The sequence below is a fragment of the Parashewanella hymeniacidonis genome (assembly GCF_016900895.1).
In the GTDB taxonomy this organism is placed as follows: domain Bacteria; phylum Pseudomonadota; class Gammaproteobacteria; order Enterobacterales; family Shewanellaceae; genus Parashewanella; species Parashewanella hymeniacidonis.
Genome location: NZ_JAFEUN010000009.1, coordinates 56,992 through 75,256, shown reverse-complemented (window position 1 = coordinate 75,256; position 18,265 = coordinate 56,992). Strand labels below are relative to the sequence as shown.

The following is an 18,265-nucleotide window of genomic DNA, read 5'->3' as shown; positions in this document are numbered from 1 at the left end:
TGCCACACTTTTAACCTTGAAGCTCAAGGCTATCCGACTCACCAACCTGCTGCTTAATCGCTTAAGAAGCTGTTGTGCCGTGTCAGTGGATGCGCATTATAGGGAGATTCTGAAACCGTGCAAGGGCTTTTTTCAATTTTATTTATGACTGCCGAGCTTTTGCACGATCAGTGGTAAATTTGCTCAATTTGACACATTCGAGGATCTTTTCGCTACAAATCCAATGATTTTTGTTACATGCAACGCTTATTTTTTCAACAAGGCTATGGTTTATGGGTTAATTTTTCATTACCATAGTTAAGTTATTTAACACTTATGATTATTTTTAGAGATTATTCTATGCAGAAGTCACTTCTTATTGTATTGATTGTCGCTGTGCTCGGCGCATTTGCGATTTTCCAACTCAGTCCTGAACTTCCTGCCTATGCAGCTTTCATTATTGGTGTCGTATTATCAAGCATCGTTTTTGTCGCATTAGGTTCAGGCTCAACTAACTCAAATGCACCTTATAAAGGACCTACTAAAACCCTTTATGTTGGTAACTTGCCGTATCGTGTACATGAAAATGAAGTAAAAGAACTATTTCATGATTTTGGTGCCGTTACATCAGTTCGTTTGGTTCGTGATCGAAAAACGGGTCGTCGTAAAGGTTTTGGCTTTGTCGAAATGGCTGCTTCAGGTGCAGATAAAGCCATGAAGAAACTGAACGATTATGATTTTCAGGAAAGAACATTGAAAGTTCGTGAAGCTAAGTCTCAGGATTCTGGCCCTCAGGAATAGCGTCCTTTGTATTGAGTCATTGAAAAAGCCCGCTACTCAGCGGGCTTTTTTATAAGGCTCGATTTTGGTAAACCCATTGTGTCGTAGCGAAGCGTCTAAACCGGCATCTATTGAATCAGTAGTGTGCACACCAATAATATTTACTCTACTTGCAGTCCCTGTCCTCTCACTTAAGCTCTCTCTGCAGCTATCTATATTAAGTAATTGCATAATTCGTTTGGCTATCGCTGTTCCGGAATCCAACAATTTTACTCTTTTATTTAACGCTAAATTTAACTCTTCTTTTAATAGTGGGAAATGTGTACATCCTAGAACTAACGTATCGACATTGGTGTTAACGATTGGTTTAACAATTTTTCTTACTTCACTTTGCAAAATCTCACCACCGGATAACTTCTGTTCCGCTAACCTCACAAGTTCGGATGACGCCAGTAGCTCCACCTTGCAGTTCGATGCAAAAGTATCAATCAGATTCTTAGTATAATCTCGTTTAATTGTGGCTGGAGTCGCAATCACTGCAATGTGCTGAGTTTGTGTTTGTTCACTTGCTGGCTTAATGGCTGGCACAACACCAACAACAGGAATGGAAAGGCACTCTCTTAATTCAGGTAAAATTATCGTGCTTGCCGTATTGCATGCAATTACAGCCATTTTTGCTCGATGCTTTTCTACCAAATCAACAATTAATCTAATTGCACCGTTCTTAAGATCAGCTTCTTCCAGCTCCCCATAAGGCAAACGGGCATTATCAAACAAATAGATAAAATCTTGCTGAGGTAATTGCTTGCGAATTTCTGAAAGTACCGATAAACCACCGATACCGGAATCAAAAACGAGGATGGGGTCTGTCAATTTATAACCTTATGATGGACATTAGTCATGAGTAGTATAATAATTTGCGCCCAAATTTACACACAGGTAATGCAGTATATGAATTTCGCAGCGATGGAACCTTCTTTATATGAAGAACAGCTTAGTGTTAAGACACAAAAATTAACAGATTTGTTTAGCACATACTGTGCGCCGGAGCTTGAGGTTTTTGCATCACCAACTGAGCACTATAGAATGCGTGCTGAGTTTAGAGTCTGGCATGATGGTGATGACTTGTATTACTACATGTTTGATAATATTGAAAAGCAAAAAGTCCGTTGCGATACCTATTTACCTGCCAGTGCTTTGATTAATGAAGTAATGCCAATCTTAATCGATGCGCTGAAGCCAAACCCAAGCCTGCGCCATAAACTCTTTCAGGTTGATTTTTTGTCTACACTCAGTGGCGAGATACTCGTCTCCCTGCTTTACCATCGTCAACTTGATGCTGAGTGGCAACGACATATAACAGCGTTACAAGAATCATTATCTCAACGCTTTAATATTAATTTTATTGGCCGTGCCCGCAAACAAAAAATTACCCTTGTAAATGATTTCGTTATTGAGTCATTACCTGTGAACGGCAAAAACTACATTTATAAGCAAGTTGAAAACAGCTTTACTCAGCCAAATGCTACGGTAGCTTGTAAAATGTTAGAGTGGTCGTTAGATGCGACAAAAAACTCAACAGGCGACCTACTAGAGCTCTATTGTGGTAACGGTAACTTCTCAATTGCACTGGCGCAAAACTTTAATAAAGTATTGGCGACTGAACTCGCTAAACCCTCAGTTGAGTCTGCACAATATAATATTGCTGAGAATAACATTGATAACCTAACCATCATTCGAATGTCAGCTGAAGACTTTAGTGATGCCATGGCGAAAAAGCGCAGTTATCGTCGTTTGAAAGATGTTGATTTAGACAGTTATGATTGCAACACTATTTTTGTCGACCCGCCGCGTGCGGGACTAGATGAAAACACCCTATCCCTCGTTCAAGGGTATGAGCGCATCTTATACATCTCGTGCAATCCTTCGACGCTGGAAGACAACCTGAAAACGTTAAGCAAGACTCATAAAATCAGTCGTTTTGCGTTATTTGACCAATTTCCATATACCGACCATATGGAAGCGGGTGTTTTGCTGGAACGAATCTAGAACCTAAACATAGATGATGCCTGAACCACTCGTTTCGGGCATCTTAACTGTGGCTTACACTTTTTTGTGAGTATGTTCAGATTTGTGATGAACCGCCTGCACACCTTTAATCACAACTCTTAGCTTTAACACTAGTCCATCAGCGACTCTTTTACGCTCTGCTTTGTTCATATCTAATGCCTCTGCACCAGCATTAAACACCAATGTCACTAAGGCTTCAGCTTGAGTTCTTGCTAGATTAGCCGAGAGCTTAGTAGTTTGCTCAGTGTAGTGCGCTAATTCAGAGATAAAATGCTCAATTTCCCTTGCTACGGCTGCACGAAATGGTGCCGATGTTCCTGAGCGCTCATGTAGAAGAATACGAAATACGTTCGGATTTGATTCTAATACTTCCATAAAAGTATCCACGGAGATTTGAATCACGCTTCCCCCCTCTTCTGCACGTTGACGGCCTTTGCGCATCAATTGTCTGAGAGTTAAGCCACCTTCATCAACCATGGTTAAACCCAGTTCATTCATGTCTTTGAAATGACGATAAAATGAGGTTGGTGCAATTTGCGCTTCCCTAGCCACTTCGCGCAAGCTCAAACTAGAAAAACTACGTTCGGCACTTAATTGACTAAATGCAGCATCGACAAGTGCTCGACGTGTTTTTTCTTTTTGCTGTGCTCGAATTCCCATTAATGTTCCTTTATTTCTTTTGTGCATAAGGATAATAACCTGAACCTCATCAAAACGCAGCCTATGTTCTCGCAAAATACCATATCAACTCAATGTCACAAAAATCAGCTTTTCCTTGACCAGATACTATACTATGGAGTAAATTAGCGAACAGTTGTACGCTCAAACTTAATTATTAAAATAATGAAAAAACCTCCCTTTATTTGGTTAAATATCACGCTTTTCATAGCTACATTCACTACTGCCGCCATTTTAATGCCTTGGCGTGGCTTCACTCATGGATTCGAACTGACTGAATGGCTTACATTTGTAGGCTTAGCTTTTTACAGTGGATTATCCATTACCGGCGGTTATCATCGCCTATGGTCGCATAAGGCTTATAAAGCTAATGCGGTTGTTCGACTTTTTTATGCACTCGGTGGTGCATTAGCGCTGCAAAACAGTGCCTTACATTGGTCATCGGATCATCGTGTTCACCACAAACATGTTGATAATAACGATAAAGATCCTTATTCAGCAAAGATGGGCTTCTGGTATAGCCATATTGGTTGGATGTTGCGTGAATACCAAGCCTCTCGCTACCACGATTACAACAACGTTCGTGATCTACAAAAAGATAAAATCGTCGTATGGCAACATAAACACTATCTGTTGCTAACGATTTTGATGAATATCGGCTTACCTGCCTTTTTAGGCTGGTTGAACGGCGATATTTTTTCAATGCTTATCATTGCAGGCGTATTCCGTTTAGTGGTTGTACATCACTGTACTTTCTTTATTAACTCACTTGCTCATATTTGGGGTACCCAGCCTTACACCAATAAAAATACGGCCCGTGACAATGGTATTTTAGCGGTATTTACCTATGGCGAAGGCTATCATAATTTCCACCATATCTTTGAAAATGACTATCGAAATGGTATTCGTTGGTGGCACTACGACCCGACAAAATGGTTGATTAAAGGCTTAAGCTATTTAGGAATGGTATCGGATCTTCGTAGAGTTCCTCAAGAACGTATTGAAGCTGCGAAACTGCAGATGCAAATGCTTAAAACACAACATAAAGTGGCCCATTTGCCAAACGCAGAAGAAGTAGTAGCCAAACTCCAAGAGGAATATGAACTACTTAAATCTTACCTTTTGAAGTATTACACTGCTAAAAAAGCGTTGCTCGATGCAAAACGTCAACAGATTGCACATTCAGAATTAGCCGAACAAGTGGCTGAACTGAAAGCCAACTTCAAATCTCAAAAGAAGCAATGGCGAACACTTCAAGCCAACTACAGCTAAAGATTTTTTGCTGTCATTTAAAGCACTGATTGGGAATACCTAAATCAGTGCTTTTTTTTTGACCTTTGGTTATGATGGTGACTCCTCCCCTTTTCCAAAGCTTAGGGTAAGTTGCTGCTATGTCTGAAAATAAAGTGAATGTGAAGTTAACCGAATACAGCCACGGTGCAGGCTGTGGTTGTAAAATATCACCGAAAGTGCTCAGCCAAATACTCACGTCTCAGTTACCCCGTTTTGATGATTCTAACTTACTCGTCGGTAATGACACTCGAGACGATGCCGCCGTTTATCAACTCGATGAACACACAGGCATTATCAGCACAACTGACTTTTTTATGCCCATTGTTGATGATCCATTTACCTTTGGCCGAATTGCCGCTACCAACGCCATCAGTGATATTTATGCCATGGGCGGTAAACCCATTATGGCAATTGCAATTTTCGGCTGGCCAATTACTGTATTAAGCTCTGATGTAGCCTCACAAGTTATTGATGGCGGTCGCCAAGCCTGCAAAGATGCGGGCATCATGCTTGCAGGTGGCCATAGTATTGATGCGCCAGAACCTATCTTTGGTTTAGCTGTGACAGGGCACGTTGCGCTTGAACATTTAAAGCAAAACTCCACCGCACAAGCAGGAGATACATTATTCCTCACCAAACCGATTGGTATTGGCATTCATACCACAGCGCAAAAAAAGAAATTGATGAAACCTGATGACAGCCATATTGCCGTTGATGCTATGTGTCAGCTCAACAGCATTGGCTGCGAGCTGGCCAGAATCAAAGGCGTTACTGCAATGACAGATGTCACTGGGTTTGGTTTAGGTGGTCACTTAGTGGAAATGTGTCAGGGAGCAAATTTAGCCGCTAATATTGATTTCAGTGCCATTCCATTATTACCACAAACAGAGTTCTATCTTGAACAAGATTCAATTCCCGGTGGCAGCCAACGGAATTTTGAAAGTTATGGTGAGCATTTATCGGCACTCGACAAAACACAACACGCCATTATTTGCGACCCACAGACCAGTGGCGGCTTATTGATCGCGGTGTCTCAAGAAAGTGATATTGCGGTTCGAGCACTGCTTAATCAACACCACATCGATGTGCATTGTATTGGTGAATTTGTTCACTCTACTACCGATCATCTGATAAATATCACCTTTGGGGATGCATAACTTGTCAGCAACCATTATTGCTAAAACTGAGTTTCAAAGAATTTTCACGGAAGACCGACCATTACTGGACGTTCGGGCACCGATTGAATTCAATAAAGGTGCATTTCCTCATGCCATTAATCAGCCTTTAATGACCGATGAAGAACGCATACAAGTCGGTACTTGCTATAAACAGCAAGGACAGCAAGCTGCAATTGAATTAGGTCATCAACTTGTTGCTAATGAGATAAAACATCAACGTATAGAAGCTTGGCGACAGTTTCAAACAACACATCCGAATGGTTACTTTTATTGTTTCAGAGGCGGATTGCGCTCTCAAATCAGTCAAACATGGATGCAGCAGGCTGGCTTTGAGATTCCTTATATAGAGGGTGGCTACAAAGCCATGCGCCAGTATTTAATGGAGATAATAGAGCAAGCCAGCAAACGCCCGATGCTCATTGTTTGTGGCAAGACGGGCAGCGGTAAAACCGAGTACATTAAAACTCGAAACGATGCGATAGATTTAGAAGGCATCGCCAATCATCGTGGTTCCAGCTTTGGTGTTAATATCACTCCGCAGCCCACACAAATTAATTTTGAAAATCGTTTAGCAGTAAATTTGTTGAAGCATCGTGTTTACGGGCATGGCATTCAAGTATTAGAGGATGAGAGTTTTCTCATCGGTCGCAGTGCGATACCTAAATGCTTTTACCAAGCGATGCAAGCAGCACCAACATTATATATTGAAGCAAGTTTAGATGAACGGATTGAGCGAATTTTACAAGATTACGTTATCTCAATGACAGCCCAGTTTATCAAAGCTAAAGGTGATAAAAATGGCTTTGAGGCCTTTTCTAAATACATACTCACCAGTGTTGATAAGATAAAAAAACGCTTGGGTGGAAAGCTCCATCAGCAAATTCAAAACTTAATGCAAGAAGCATTAAAAGAGCAACAAAGTCGAAACTCGGTTGCTCTTCATTGTGCTTGGATCCAGTTACTTTTAGAAAAGTATTATGATCCTATGTATGAGTATCAGATGAAAAAGATGCGCTAAAATTAGTTGGGAAAGACATAAATCGTATCCTCTTCATAATTATCATAAAACGAAGATCTTACCTCTAAATTCATACGATTAATTTCAGCTGTTTTACGTCTAAATTCATTAGCGTTTAATCCACTGTGATAACCAAATACTGTTAAGTAGAAATCAGCTGAGTCAGTGGCTTCAAATGCTGATTTTACATCTTCAGGCAATTCAAGATCAGGCAATACTCCGGATAGTGGAGATCTCACTTGCCAACTTGCTCCATTTGATAGTGACAAATTTAAAGAAACTAAACTGCGCCCGGCTCCAATATCAGTAAAATCGTATGTTATTTGCGAATCTTCGGTCAGAGCAACTAATAGCTCAACGGTTTTTTCCAACATAAGACTCTGATTTTCAGGCACCTCTATGGTGATCGTTCCAGCCGTCGAGCCCACTCTTTTTCTACGCTGTGAACTGTAATAAATGTCACCGTTGTCACTGCTTTCAACATATTCAAACAAACCACCAGTGACAAAATTATTTTCATATAAATTTGGGAAGATATATGGTTGTTCATCCCATTTTAACCACGCTTTTCTGCCATCACGAGTTTCAGCAAAAGTGCGCTTTCTCACATCAAGTGACGAACTAATGTAATTTACATCAAGCATGCTACTTCGAGATATGTCTGCGAAAAACATACTGCTATCAAGCCTAACTCTTGTTGGTTCATCTGGATAATTGTTGTAATCAAGTGTATTAGAGCGAGGAGGTATGCTTGAGTCTTGCGAGACCGCGGAAAATGAAATTAAAGGATAACGACCATTTGTTTTACAAATTGTACGTGTATCGCCATCTTGATACTTGCGATTCTCAAGATAAAGATCAGTATTGAATAACTGATTTTCAATATCCGAAATATCAAAACTTAAAGTTTTACATTCACACTGCTCATCGAGATTTGAACGGTATATCCTTTGTACTCCAAGATCTCCTTCTGAAAGCTCAAGCCGAGTTGTTACCTGAGTTGCACCACCATCATCTTCTTCAAACGCAATAGTTAAATGCTTTTTATCACCATCCCATGGTATTGAAACTTTACCTTCAGAATCTGTCTTTATTTCATCAATAATACTTCCATCTGCACCGTGAGCAATAAAACGAATTCCTTCTGCAGGCTCCTCCACCTCACAGCTTGATGTGAACTTAACCTCCGCAGTAACCACTGGAGTTGTTGGATTTACACCCTGTGGAGGCTTTTCTTCCTTACCGCCACCACTACCTCCACAACCTGCGAGTAATATCCCAAAAGCTAACGCACTTAATTTCTTTTTCATTATTATGTCCTAGTAATTTATCATTAAGCGCCTACAGATTATCAAACCACCAGAATCACAACAATTAATTAACATTTAAAGCTTTCACTTTGGCCTCCAACGCTTTCCTCTCTACGTCATTACCATCAACCACTTCACCAATATTCACCCCAATCTTTGACCAAAAGCGTTTTGGTCTAGTCGTTAATGCATGCCCGCCTTTATGACTAAAATAAGACCCCCATAAACCTTGTAAAGCCATAGGTACCACAGGAACAGGATCACGCTCTAAAATCTTATTGATGCCCGGCCTAAACTCACCTATTTCACCATTGGGTGTGAGTCGCCCTTCAGGGAAAATACACACTAGTTCATCGTTCTGGATTGCTTGATGAATCGACTCAAAAGCTTGGTTATAAGTTTGTTCACACTGTCTTGGCGAACAAATTGGGATCACTCCGGCATGACGAAATAAATACTTAAGTAATGGCATTTCACTAATACTTTTATCCATGACAAAACGTGTTGGCCGAGTAGAAACGCCCATTATGATGAGAGCGTCCATATAAGTAACATGATTACAAACAATCACTGCGGCGCCTTTCTGAGGTATGTTTTGTCGCCCATTCACTGTCACTCTGTATAAGATATGGCTCAATACATAGCTGATAAATCGCTGTGCAAATTCAGGCACTTGCGTATAAACATAAATGGCCACCAGCAAATTGAGTCCCGCAAGTAAAGTGAATAATTGTGGAATACTCCACTCAAGTACCGACAATAAAACAATACCAAGAATGGCTGAACCCACCATAAATAAGGCATTAATGATGTTATTCGCAGCAATAGCCTGAGCACAACTTTCTTTATCGGCTCGAGTTTGTATAAAGGAGTACAAAGGCACAATAAATAAACCACCACTGATGCCAATCATCGTTAAATCAAACATCAAACGATAATGCTGGCTATCCGTTAAAAACGCACCGATACCATAAACAAAGCTTGGATCATTGGGTGCTATCGGCAGCGCCCACATCAAGTCAAAACCAAAAAGTGTGAGTCCAAGAACGCCAAACGGCAACACCCCAAGTTCAACACGACCGAAAGAAATGCGCTCACAAATGAATGAACCAATCGCAATGCCTACAGAGAATATAGCAAGCAATAATGAAACAACCGTCGCATCTGCATATAGGAAGATTTTGGCAAAATTAGCAAACTGAGTCAGATAGGTGGCGCCTAAAAACCAAAACCAACTGATCGCTAGTATGGCATTCCAAATTGCAGGCTGTGCCTTCACCTGTTTAATCACCTTGAATGTACCGGCTAAAGGGTTAAAGGCTACTTTTGAAGGTTGACCAATAGGCGGTAGAGTTGGGATCCCTCGACTTGAAATGTATCCAAGTACAGCAATCAAAACAACGATACTCGCAGCAATAGCTGGACTGTTTTCATAGCCAACAATTAAACCTGCACTCAAAGTACCAATTAAAATGGCAATGAAGGTGCCCATTTCAACCCAAGCATTCCCTGAAACAAGTTCATCATCACTCAATGCTTGAGGTAAAAGAGAGTATTTTACGGGACCAAAGTAAGCCGACTGGCTGCCCATTAGGAAGAGTAAACCTAACAAGATTAAGTAGCTGTTCATCATCATCGCAAAGGCTGCACAAGACATAATGACCACTTCCAGCATTTTTAGCCTTCTGATTAACACTGATTTGTCTGAGTTATCGGCTATCACACCTGCGTGTGCAGAAAATAAGAAAAACGGTAAAATGAATAAGCCCGCCGCTAGGTTTACAAATAAACTGGTGTCCATGGGTAACTCACCCATTTGGGAATAAGTGACCAACAAGATGAGCACATTTTTGTACACATTATCGTTTAATGCCCCAAGACATTGGGTTATAAAATACGGTAAAAATCGGCGAGTAAAAATCATAGTGGTCCATACTTTAGCGCAGTTTGATAGTCACTATAACGAATAACGAGTAAATAAACAGCTTGTTTATTTACTCGCTTTAATTGAATTAAGTCAGGTAGATAGCCGAAAACAGGAGGCTATTAAGTCAACCAGAAACCGCTCCAAGCAATTGTTTCCAATTCATCTGAGGCTGGCCTACAACAATAAAATCCGGATTCTCCAAAGTTTCACGTTCATTGTAAGTTAACGGTTGAAGATTGATGTCCATAACCTTTCCTCCGGCCTCTTCAATGATCACTTGTGCCGCCCCCGTATCCCATTCACCTGTTGGTCCAACACGAACGTAACAATGGGCTTGCCCTTCTGCAACTAAGCAACTTTTTAATGCTGCTCCCCCCAGTCGAATCAGCTCGTAAACATGTACATCATCAAACAATTTCAATACTGACTGCGGGTCTTGGCGACGACTGACAGCCACTTTGAGCGGCAAATTATCGTGCCACTCCTGTTGCTCTGTATGAATACGACTGTCTTTACCATCTTTGCGCTTAAAAGCCCCCTGCCCAGAGATGGCATAATAGCTATTTTCTGTCATCGGCACATGCACGATACCCATGATAGGTTTATTGTTTTGAACCAGTGCCACTAATACCGAGAAGTCGCCGCTACCAGCAATGAACTCTCCCGTTCCATCCAATGGATCTACCAGCCAATACTGTTGCCATTGTTCACGTTCAGAAAACGGAATGTTAGCGGCTTCTTCAGACAAAATGGGGATGTTTGGCGTTAGCTTTGTTAACCCATCACAGATAATTTGATGTGCAGCGAGATCGGCAGAAGTGACTGGAGTTTCATCCTGTTTAACCTGTTTTTCAAAACTTCCTGATAGATAAATCTCTTTAATTGCTTGACCCGCTTGTGTCGCAATTGTGATTACCTCTTCAAGTAGTGCTTGTGGGTGCGTTACAGCCTTCACCACCATAAAAACTCCTAACTTCTACTTCTTTTTTATATGAGTCATTGCTAAAAATAATGCACTTACACAGCGTGCTTCAGTAAAGTGTGCTGCTTCAAGTAACGCTTTCCAGTTTGAAATATCCCATGGGATCACTTCAATAGGCTCAGGTTCGTCCCCTTCAAGTTTACTTTCATATAAACCCTCAGCAATGTATAAACTCATTTTACTGGAAAAATAGCTTGGTGCTAGACTGACCTCTTTCAAGAATGTCAGTTTTTTCGCACCATAACCAATTTCTTCCTGCAACTCGCGATTAGCCGCCTGCTCAGGTGTTTCACCAGGGTCAATCAAACCTTTTGGAAACCCAAGTTCATAATCGTGTGTCCCCGCCGCGTATTCTCTGGCAAGTAATAATTGGCCGTCTTTAATCGGCACGATCATTACAGCACCTCGACTGATACCCTTCATGCGTTCGTACTGACGTTTGACACCATTAGAAAAAGTAAGATCCAATTGCTCAATGGTGAATAAGCGACTTTTGGCCACCACTTTTGAATCATTGATGATTGGCTTTTGATGCTGTTTTGACACTGACACCTCAATTAATGTCTACCTGAGTTTAGGTTTTCAATTACAATCTGAATAATTAGATAAAACCTACAATAGGAAGTTTATGCTGGATTGGCAAGCAATTGATACTGTACTACTTGATATGGATGGCACTCTACTTGATCTCCATTTTGATAATTACTTATGGCTTAACACTGTCCCGCAAGCTATTGCGGCAAAAAACAATATTAGTGTCGCACAAGCTAAAACCATGGTTGAAGATGATTATGAGCGTGTATTCGGGACATTAAATTGGTATTGCTTAGATCACTGGCAGCAACATTTTGGCATTGATATTATTGCGCTACATGAAGCATCGACACAGCGCATTCAACTGCGTCCCGATTGCATGCCGTTTCTTAATCAACTTCAACACATGCGCAAGCAGCGTATTCTAATCACTAATGCGCACCCTGACAGTTTGGCTTTAAAACTCAAACATACAGAATTAGCTTCTGGGTTAGACACCATTATTTCCAGTCATCAATCTGGTTATCCTAAAGAAGATCCTCGCTTTTGGGATTGGTTATATTCTCAATGTGAGATTACCGCCAAGCGTTGCCTCTTCGTTGATGATAACGAGCACATTTTAGTTGCCTCTCAAAAAGCAGGCATCGGTTTCCAACTCGGGATAACCAACCCAGACAGTATGGGAGAGCGAAAATCATTCGAGCTTTACCCTGCGACTCACGATCTTACGACCGTGTTTTCTTGATCACTAAAATGACACCAGCTGCAGTGCCATTTCGATAAACCAATCCGTTACTGCAGTCTAAAAGTACTGGTGATCTCCTGTAGCTGAGTAGCCAGTGCGCTCAGCTCGACACTTGCCTGTGCAACTTGTTCTGCACCGGCCGCATTTTCAATGGCGGTTTCACGCACAGAGACAATACTTCGATTAATTTCTTCAGCCGTGCTGGATTGCTGTGTCACTGCTGCAGCAATTTGCTCTGCGTTTTCTGCAATATTATTGATTTCTGTTAATGCCTTAGCAATCGAACTTGCACTTTCCTGAGCCGAGTTGATGGTAAGTGCAGCCAACTTAGTGGATTCCCCCATCACTTTAACGGCCTTGCCAGTACCCTGCTGCAACTCGATGATCATTTGTTCAATATGACTGGTGGATTGCTGTGTTTTTTGAGCAAGTTGTCTTACCTCATCTGCCACAACGGCAAAACCTCGCCCTTGTTCACCAGCTCTCGCAGCTTCAATTGCCGCATTCAGAGCTAACAAGTTGGTTTGCTCAGCAATTCCTTGTATTACTTCTAACACACTACCAATTTGCTGAGAATGCTTTTCTACGTCTTCAATCGTCCCTGTTGCGACTTCAACTTCAAGCGCTAAGTTTTCCATACTCAGTATGGTTTTCTGAACGTTGTCATTGGCATTGGTCGACGTCGCTTGAGCTTGACTTGATAAGTCGGCAACATTTACGGTGCTTGCCGCAACATTATCAATCGTCGCACTCATTTCATTCATGGCAACCGACACGTTTTCTACGCTCACCTGCTGTGTATGCAGCCCTTCTTTTGCTTGTAAACTTACCGCACTGGTCTCTTCAGCCGTCCCGGCCAATTGTACACTTGACGCTTGAATATTATTGATCATGTCATACAATTTAACCGTCATCCGCTGCATAGCAGCATATACGCCTGTCACTTTCGAATCTTCAACTTCAAGGTGCAATACTCCGTCCGCAATTTGTTCAGACAGACGCTGCATAGTTTCCGGCTCTCCGCCTATTGGCTGAGTAATGCTCTTTGCAATATGTAATGCCACTAAAATTACAGTAATTAAGGTTACACCTATCAGCATCATACTTTGCATTACTAACATTTTGGTCGAGGCAAAAGCTTCAGCCTCATCAATTTCTGCAATTAGCGCCCATCTTGAACCAAAAAAGTCCACAGGACTGTATGCTGACAATACAGGATTTCCATTGTAATCCAAGATAACCTCAGCACCTGTTTGTCCTGATAACGCTTTCTTAACTGATACCGTTTGAACACCATTCTTCTTTATTGTGCCTTTAAAGCTCGCTTCGACGGTATGAGCAATGGGATCTAAAAACGAATCCGATCGCATTCGATAATCAGCCCCTACTATGTAGGTTTCGCCTGTCTCTCCCATTCCTTGGCGTTGCTGCATGATGCTGTTGATATCATCAATTGAGAATTGCAACGCAATAACAGCTTTGATTTGCCCATTTACCATTACGGGCAAACCAATAAATGCCTGTGGGCTTCCGCCACTCGGAGCGTAAGGTTTAAAATCTGACACGGAGATTGTTTTGGTGCTCATCGCTTTATTGAATAGCTCTGCCAGCCCGGAGCTTTGATATGATCCCGTTACTAAATTCGTCATGTAATCAGGTTCTTTTTCCACTGAGTAAATAACGGTACCGTTTATATCAATAATAAATAGGTCGTAGTATTGGTTGAGCTGCATAAAGTCCGTTAGCAGTTTATCTTGTTCATCGATAACGTCTTGTGTTAGCTGATTATTATTCTCACTGACTTTCTGGAAAATCAATGAAGCCGCCAATTTAACGTCTGTTTTACTTTTATTTAGATAACGACTTATTTGATTCGATTTTATCGATCTCACTGAATTAAGTTGAGCGTAAACATGCTCCTCAATAGTTTGCTGACTTTTGTAGATAGTAACAAGTCCAAGTAATATCGCAGGTAGACAGCCAATCGCTAAGCAATAGGTCAACAGTTTTGATTTTAAACGCATAACATTTCCTATATTGAGCGTTTCTCAATAACAACAGGGGTGGGGATCTCGTTGATGATAGGATTGAAATTGTTAGCTGCAATGGTTATTTATTAAAAGTATGACATACCACACGCTTTCAAAGTAAAAACTCTAAATGTTTTCAGAAACTATTTTTGTTGCCGCTATTAGAGTAAAAAGCCGCTATACAAAGCGGCTTTGAAGATACGTTAAATAGGTAGTCGCCCTTGATAATTGATTTGATAATACCCTTGGCTGTCAGGTTGGCCTAGGTACTGTAAATTATTACGAATCATTTCTGGCAAATTCTTCGTCGGCTTCAATTTTGCAGCCACTTTATATCGATTGTTTTCACCGATACTCACTGTACCAGACACCCCGAGCTGATTATCTGACTCTTTAGCTGTTAGAACGGCTTCACCTTGCTCACAGCTCAAACCAAATGCTAAGTCACCCAATGGAAACACACCAAACTGATTATTCACATTCACATGATGCAGCAAAACCTTACCAGCAAGCGCCTCACACATTGGAGCACCTTGGACAAACTCATTAATGTGTAATGTGATATCACCACTGGCTTTAGTACCAAATGGGAGTCGTTGACCTGCAAGTATAAAGTCTGCATTGGTACCCAAATTTAAGTTTTCAATTTGAGCACCTGAAAATGAATAACTGATGTGACCTTTGGTATTAAATGACGTAGCTTTACTTCCAACAGTAATATCAGCACTCACTTTACCGATTAATAAGGCCCACGGGTTCAAATTCCAATGAACTTGATCAAAGGCTTTCCCCATAACTTGTATACTACTGGCACGGCCTTGCCACAGGCTTCCATCGATATTCGCCACTTTTACATTGCTTGGAAGTGGGATGAATGTCATCACCACTTTAGCTGGAATCAATACCACTAAAAACACAAAGTAAATGGCGATACCAATTATGATTTTCTTCGATAAATTCACGTTTTCATTCCTTCCTTATCGAGAAAACTGGATACGTCTAACTTTGACAATACCCGCTGCATCAGTTTCAGCAATATCAAGGTTATCCAGTGATAGTCCTTTTTTCTGCACTACATCATCCAGGTAACCTAATAAAGCATCAAAAGGGACTTCGTCCATCCATACTTGAATTTTGTTACCTTGTGGTTGCATGCGTGAAATCGCTAAACCATAAGTGCTTGCGGTGGTATTCACAATACTGCTCAAGCTTCCACCTTTAGACGTTTTTGCACCGGATTTTTTAAGTGCAATTATCCGATTCGCTTTTTGCTTAACTTCAGTCAGTGTTCGCTGCTGTTTTTGCAAATCCTGTTGTGCGTTTTCCTCAGCATTACTCAGAGGGGTCCAAATACCCCAATAAAAAATACCGATAACGAAGAACACTGAACACACACCTAATAATTGTTGTTCACGATAGGCTAAGCTATTCCACCAAGCCAGCAAATTATCCTTCATTTATTTGCTCCTCAAGGTGAGTGATGTCGTCACTCGATCATCTTCATTGCTGATCACGCCAGCATCAAAATCAAAGTTCGGTTGGAGTGCCGCTTTAAACTTATCGACATCAGCATAATCTTTCGCACTGATCTGCATTCTCAGCTCATTACGACGTGCATCGAAACGCAACGATGTTGGCTTTACGTCAGCAAGTTTGGTAAACACAGGTTCTAACTTATTAAGCATATCGAAGAAATTGGATGTCGTACCTGAACCTTGTAACCCCTTCAACATATTGTTCATCTGGAAAATAAGGTTTGTGGTATTTCTTCTGCCTGTCGCCTTTTTATAAATGGCAGCTTGCTGCGCTTTCAATTCATCAATTTGCTGGTGTGTTTGATAAATATTAATCCCTTTACTCACCATCCCCAATAACAGTGCTACACCAACAGCGATAGCGGCATTTTTCCATACCAGAATATTTTTACTGTATTCGCGTTGAGGACGATATGGACCTGTAAGAAGATTAATGGGATTCAGTAACGCACCTTTTGCCAATGTTAGCATCGGTAACTCAATCGGCTGCGGATGAAGTTCTGCACCATCAAGTTCTAGATCACTATAATTCGCAATGGTAATTCTGTCTTGCTCGTCTTCGGCATCTTGTACAGGTAGCAACCTTGGCAATATGACCTGTTGCCAGTCTGCAGGAATACTGTAGCCAAGACCATTTGCGGTCCTTAACAACAAATCATTTCCCACAGTTAATGCTGCCCACTCACACTCCATACGTGGTACGGCTAAGCTATCAGGTAACAAGCGTTTGACGATTAAACCCGCATCTTTTATCCAGCTTAACCAAAGCGCCATTTGCTCGTGTGATACGGCGGCAACAGAAACATTGTTTCCTTCTTTTGCTCCCGTCACAAAATGCATTTGCTCAACATCTTGCGCTATCGATTCCTCAAGCATATAAGGCAAGGCTTTGAGTGCCTGTCGCTGTCCTTTCTCAGGTAACGAAACCTGAGTCAGCACCATGGCCGAAGTAGGTGCGAGCGCATCAACGGGACGATTCCCAGCTCTTTCTGCTAGCGTTGATAATAGTTCCGCATTCGCTAACTCACCAGATGCAATGATCTCTTGTTCTTGCTCAGACCAAACTAACCAAGAACATGGGTCCTCAACATTCGTGCCTAAACGTATAAAAAGGCGTTCACTCACTGTGCTTCTCCACCTTACCTTTAATCTTGAAAGATTCACCTATTCAGGTGCTTTCGTTATTTTTGTCCACCGTATTGACGTGTTAACACATCAACAACGTTATTTTTACCTACTTTTAGGACACTTTCCAAGCGAAAAACAGCATCGTCGACTTTCGCAGCCGCATCCAATAAAAAGTATTCGCTTTTTACTGAGAATGCCGACTTTAATAATTGATTTTGCCCTGCTATACCGGACAGTTCAGGCGTATTCCAAAAATCAGTAATTTCATCATAACCACTCCCAGACCGCTGATTAATGACGCTTTCAGCTTCTCCAACAGAGATTTTATTTTGCAGCATTGCAGCCAATAATGCGGCGTGCTCAACTTTTATGGTATTCACATTAAGTACTTGCTGATTATTACCTGGTATCGCACAAACATAAGGCTGCAGTTTGCGATATACATCTTGCGTAACACCAATCACGGCTCGTAATTCGCTTCGATGACTCATCAAAGTGCGTGCAGCGCGATAGGGAACATCCCTAGATTCATAAGCGGCATCACCACCACCAAACGGGTTAGGTTGAGTGCCATCATCAATGTAATCTTTTATGTTATAGGCCAACTTCTCTGCATTAAATGCTTCCATACCTAAATTGATAAGCAGATCAGTAAATTGCTCAACAGCGAGCGGCTTCTTTTGCTGCTGTCCATTGTTTTGGCTTGGCTTAGGAGCATTCACACTGAGCGCATTCACATTAAAGCAACTACGCATATCTGAAATGGTGCCTTTAATTTGTCCATTTTCAACAGGAAAAATCACATCGGCCTGTGCCCAATATTGTTGTAAATGAACTTTACCTTCAGAGTCTTCTAAATCTTGTTTTAATACTTTTTTGGCTAACTCTTCTGCTGAAATCGCATACCAATACGCTTGATCATAATCGGCTAAGTTAATCGTTCGCTTCACTGCAATTTGGTTGCGCATGGTAATATTCGCCGCAACAGCTGACACAACGGCGACGATCAATAGTACGATAATGAGTGCAATACCTTGTTGCTGGCGTTTCAATATCGACTTATATAAACGAGTCATCA

General features: G+C 41.3%; 17 protein-coding genes. 6 read left to right on the top strand and 11 right to left on the bottom strand.

Annotation, left to right across the window (positions count from 1 at the left end; genetic code table 11):
- The first annotated feature begins 339 nt into the window (after positions 1-339).
- On the top strand, positions 340-780 hold the full coding sequence (locus JQC92_RS03600) for an RNA recognition motif domain-containing protein (protein WP_204998364.1): 441 nt from the start codon (positions 340-342) through the stop codon (positions 778-780).
- A gap of 36 nt (positions 781-816) precedes the next feature.
- On the opposite strand, the gene murI is transcribed toward JQC92_RS03600, so the two are convergent.
- Positions 817-1,632: a glutamate racemase gene (gene murI / locus JQC92_RS03595; protein WP_204998363.1), complete on the bottom strand. Its 816-nt coding sequence runs from the start codon at positions 1,630-1,632 to the stop codon at positions 817-819.
- A gap of 78 nt (positions 1,633-1,710) precedes the next feature.
- Between murI and trmA the strand changes: the two genes are divergently transcribed.
- Positions 1,711-2,808, top strand: coding sequence for a tRNA (uridine(54)-C5)-methyltransferase TrmA (trmA, locus tag JQC92_RS03590; protein WP_204998369.1), 1,098 nt, complete (start codon positions 1,711-1,713; stop codon positions 2,806-2,808).
- Positions 2,809-2,862: 54 nt separating this feature from the next.
- Here the strand turns inward: trmA and fabR are convergent, their stop codons facing one another.
- Entirely contained in the window at positions 2,863-3,489 is a 627-nt protein-coding gene (gene fabR / locus JQC92_RS03585) for an HTH-type transcriptional repressor FabR (protein WP_129945340.1), read from the bottom strand.
- A gap of 183 nt (positions 3,490-3,672) precedes the next feature.
- Here fabR and JQC92_RS03580 point away from each other — a divergent pair, with 183 nt between their 5' ends.
- The 3 genes from JQC92_RS03580 (at position 3,673) to mnmH (ending at position 6,996) form a co-directional block, all read left to right on the top strand.
- Positions 3,673-4,779 (top strand): acyl-CoA desaturase, encoded by a 1,107-nt coding sequence (locus JQC92_RS03580; protein WP_204998362.1) that lies wholly within the window; start codon positions 3,673-3,675, stop codon positions 4,777-4,779.
- 119 nt (positions 4,780-4,898) lie between these two features.
- Positions 4,899-5,957, top strand: a complete 1,059-nt coding sequence (gene selD, locus JQC92_RS03575) for a selenide, water dikinase SelD (RefSeq protein ID WP_204998361.1) — start codon at positions 4,899-4,901, stop codon at positions 5,955-5,957.
- Between the two features lies 1 nt (position 5,958).
- The gene (gene mnmH / locus JQC92_RS03570; RefSeq protein WP_239480323.1) at positions 5,959-6,996 is read left to right on the top strand and encodes a tRNA 2-selenouridine(34) synthase MnmH; all 1,038 of its coding nucleotides are present in this window, start codon (positions 5,959-5,961) and stop codon (positions 6,994-6,996) included.
- A 2-nt stretch (positions 6,997-6,998) separates the two neighbouring features.
- Here mnmH and JQC92_RS03565 read toward each other — a convergent pair whose 3' ends face one another.
- From JQC92_RS03565 to nudE, 4 genes are all read right to left on the bottom strand, one after another.
- Positions 6,999-8,306, bottom strand: a complete 1,308-nt coding sequence (locus JQC92_RS03565; protein ID WP_204998359.1) for a hypothetical protein — start codon at positions 8,304-8,306, stop codon at positions 6,999-7,001.
- A gap of 64 nt (positions 8,307-8,370) precedes the next feature.
- Positions 8,371-10,230: an MFS transporter gene (locus tag JQC92_RS03560; protein ID WP_204998358.1), complete on the bottom strand. Its 1,860-nt coding sequence runs from the start codon at positions 10,228-10,230 to the stop codon at positions 8,371-8,373.
- 127 nt (positions 10,231-10,357) lie between these two features.
- Positions 10,358-11,194: a 3'(2'),5'-bisphosphate nucleotidase CysQ gene (gene cysQ / locus JQC92_RS03555; protein WP_204998357.1), complete on the bottom strand. Its 837-nt coding sequence runs from the start codon at positions 11,192-11,194 to the stop codon at positions 10,358-10,360.
- 15 nt (positions 11,195-11,209) lie between these two features.
- The gene (gene nudE, locus JQC92_RS03550; RefSeq protein ID WP_129945333.1) at positions 11,210-11,761 is read right to left on the bottom strand and encodes an ADP compounds hydrolase NudE; all 552 of its coding nucleotides are present in this window, start codon (positions 11,759-11,761) and stop codon (positions 11,210-11,212) included.
- Between the two features lie 82 nt (positions 11,762-11,843).
- On the opposite strand from nudE, the gene yrfG reads away from it, so the two are divergent.
- Positions 11,844-12,494: a GMP/IMP nucleotidase gene (yrfG, locus tag JQC92_RS03545; protein ID WP_204998356.1), complete on the top strand. Its 651-nt coding sequence runs from the start codon at positions 11,844-11,846 to the stop codon at positions 12,492-12,494.
- Positions 12,495-12,541: 47 nt separating this feature from the next.
- Here yrfG and JQC92_RS03540 read toward each other — a convergent pair whose 3' ends face one another.
- From JQC92_RS03540 to gspK, 5 genes are all read right to left on the bottom strand, one after another.
- A complete protein-coding gene (locus tag JQC92_RS03540) occupies positions 12,542-14,518 on the bottom strand; it encodes a methyl-accepting chemotaxis protein (protein WP_204998355.1) in 1,977 nt (658 codons plus the stop codon).
- Between the two features lie 209 nt (positions 14,519-14,727).
- On the bottom strand, positions 14,728-15,486 hold the full coding sequence (locus JQC92_RS03535; protein ID WP_204998354.1) for a type II secretion system protein N: 759 nt from the start codon (positions 15,484-15,486) through the stop codon (positions 14,728-14,730).
- Between the two features lie 15 nt (positions 15,487-15,501).
- Positions 15,502-15,981 carry a type II secretion system protein M gene (locus JQC92_RS03530; protein WP_129945327.1) on the bottom strand — a complete coding sequence of 160 codons (480 nt, stop codon included), beginning with the start codon at positions 15,979-15,981 and terminating at the stop codon, positions 15,502-15,504.
- Positions 15,982-17,184, bottom strand: coding sequence for a type II secretion system protein GspL (gene gspL, locus JQC92_RS03525; RefSeq protein ID WP_204998353.1), 1,203 nt, complete (start codon positions 17,182-17,184; stop codon positions 15,982-15,984).
- A gap of 56 nt (positions 17,185-17,240) precedes the next feature.
- Positions 17,241-18,263 carry a type II secretion system minor pseudopilin GspK gene (gspK, locus tag JQC92_RS03520; protein WP_204998352.1) on the bottom strand — a complete coding sequence of 341 codons (1,023 nt, stop codon included), beginning with the start codon at positions 18,261-18,263 and terminating at the stop codon, positions 17,241-17,243.
- Positions 18,264-18,265 lie beyond the last annotated feature (2 nt).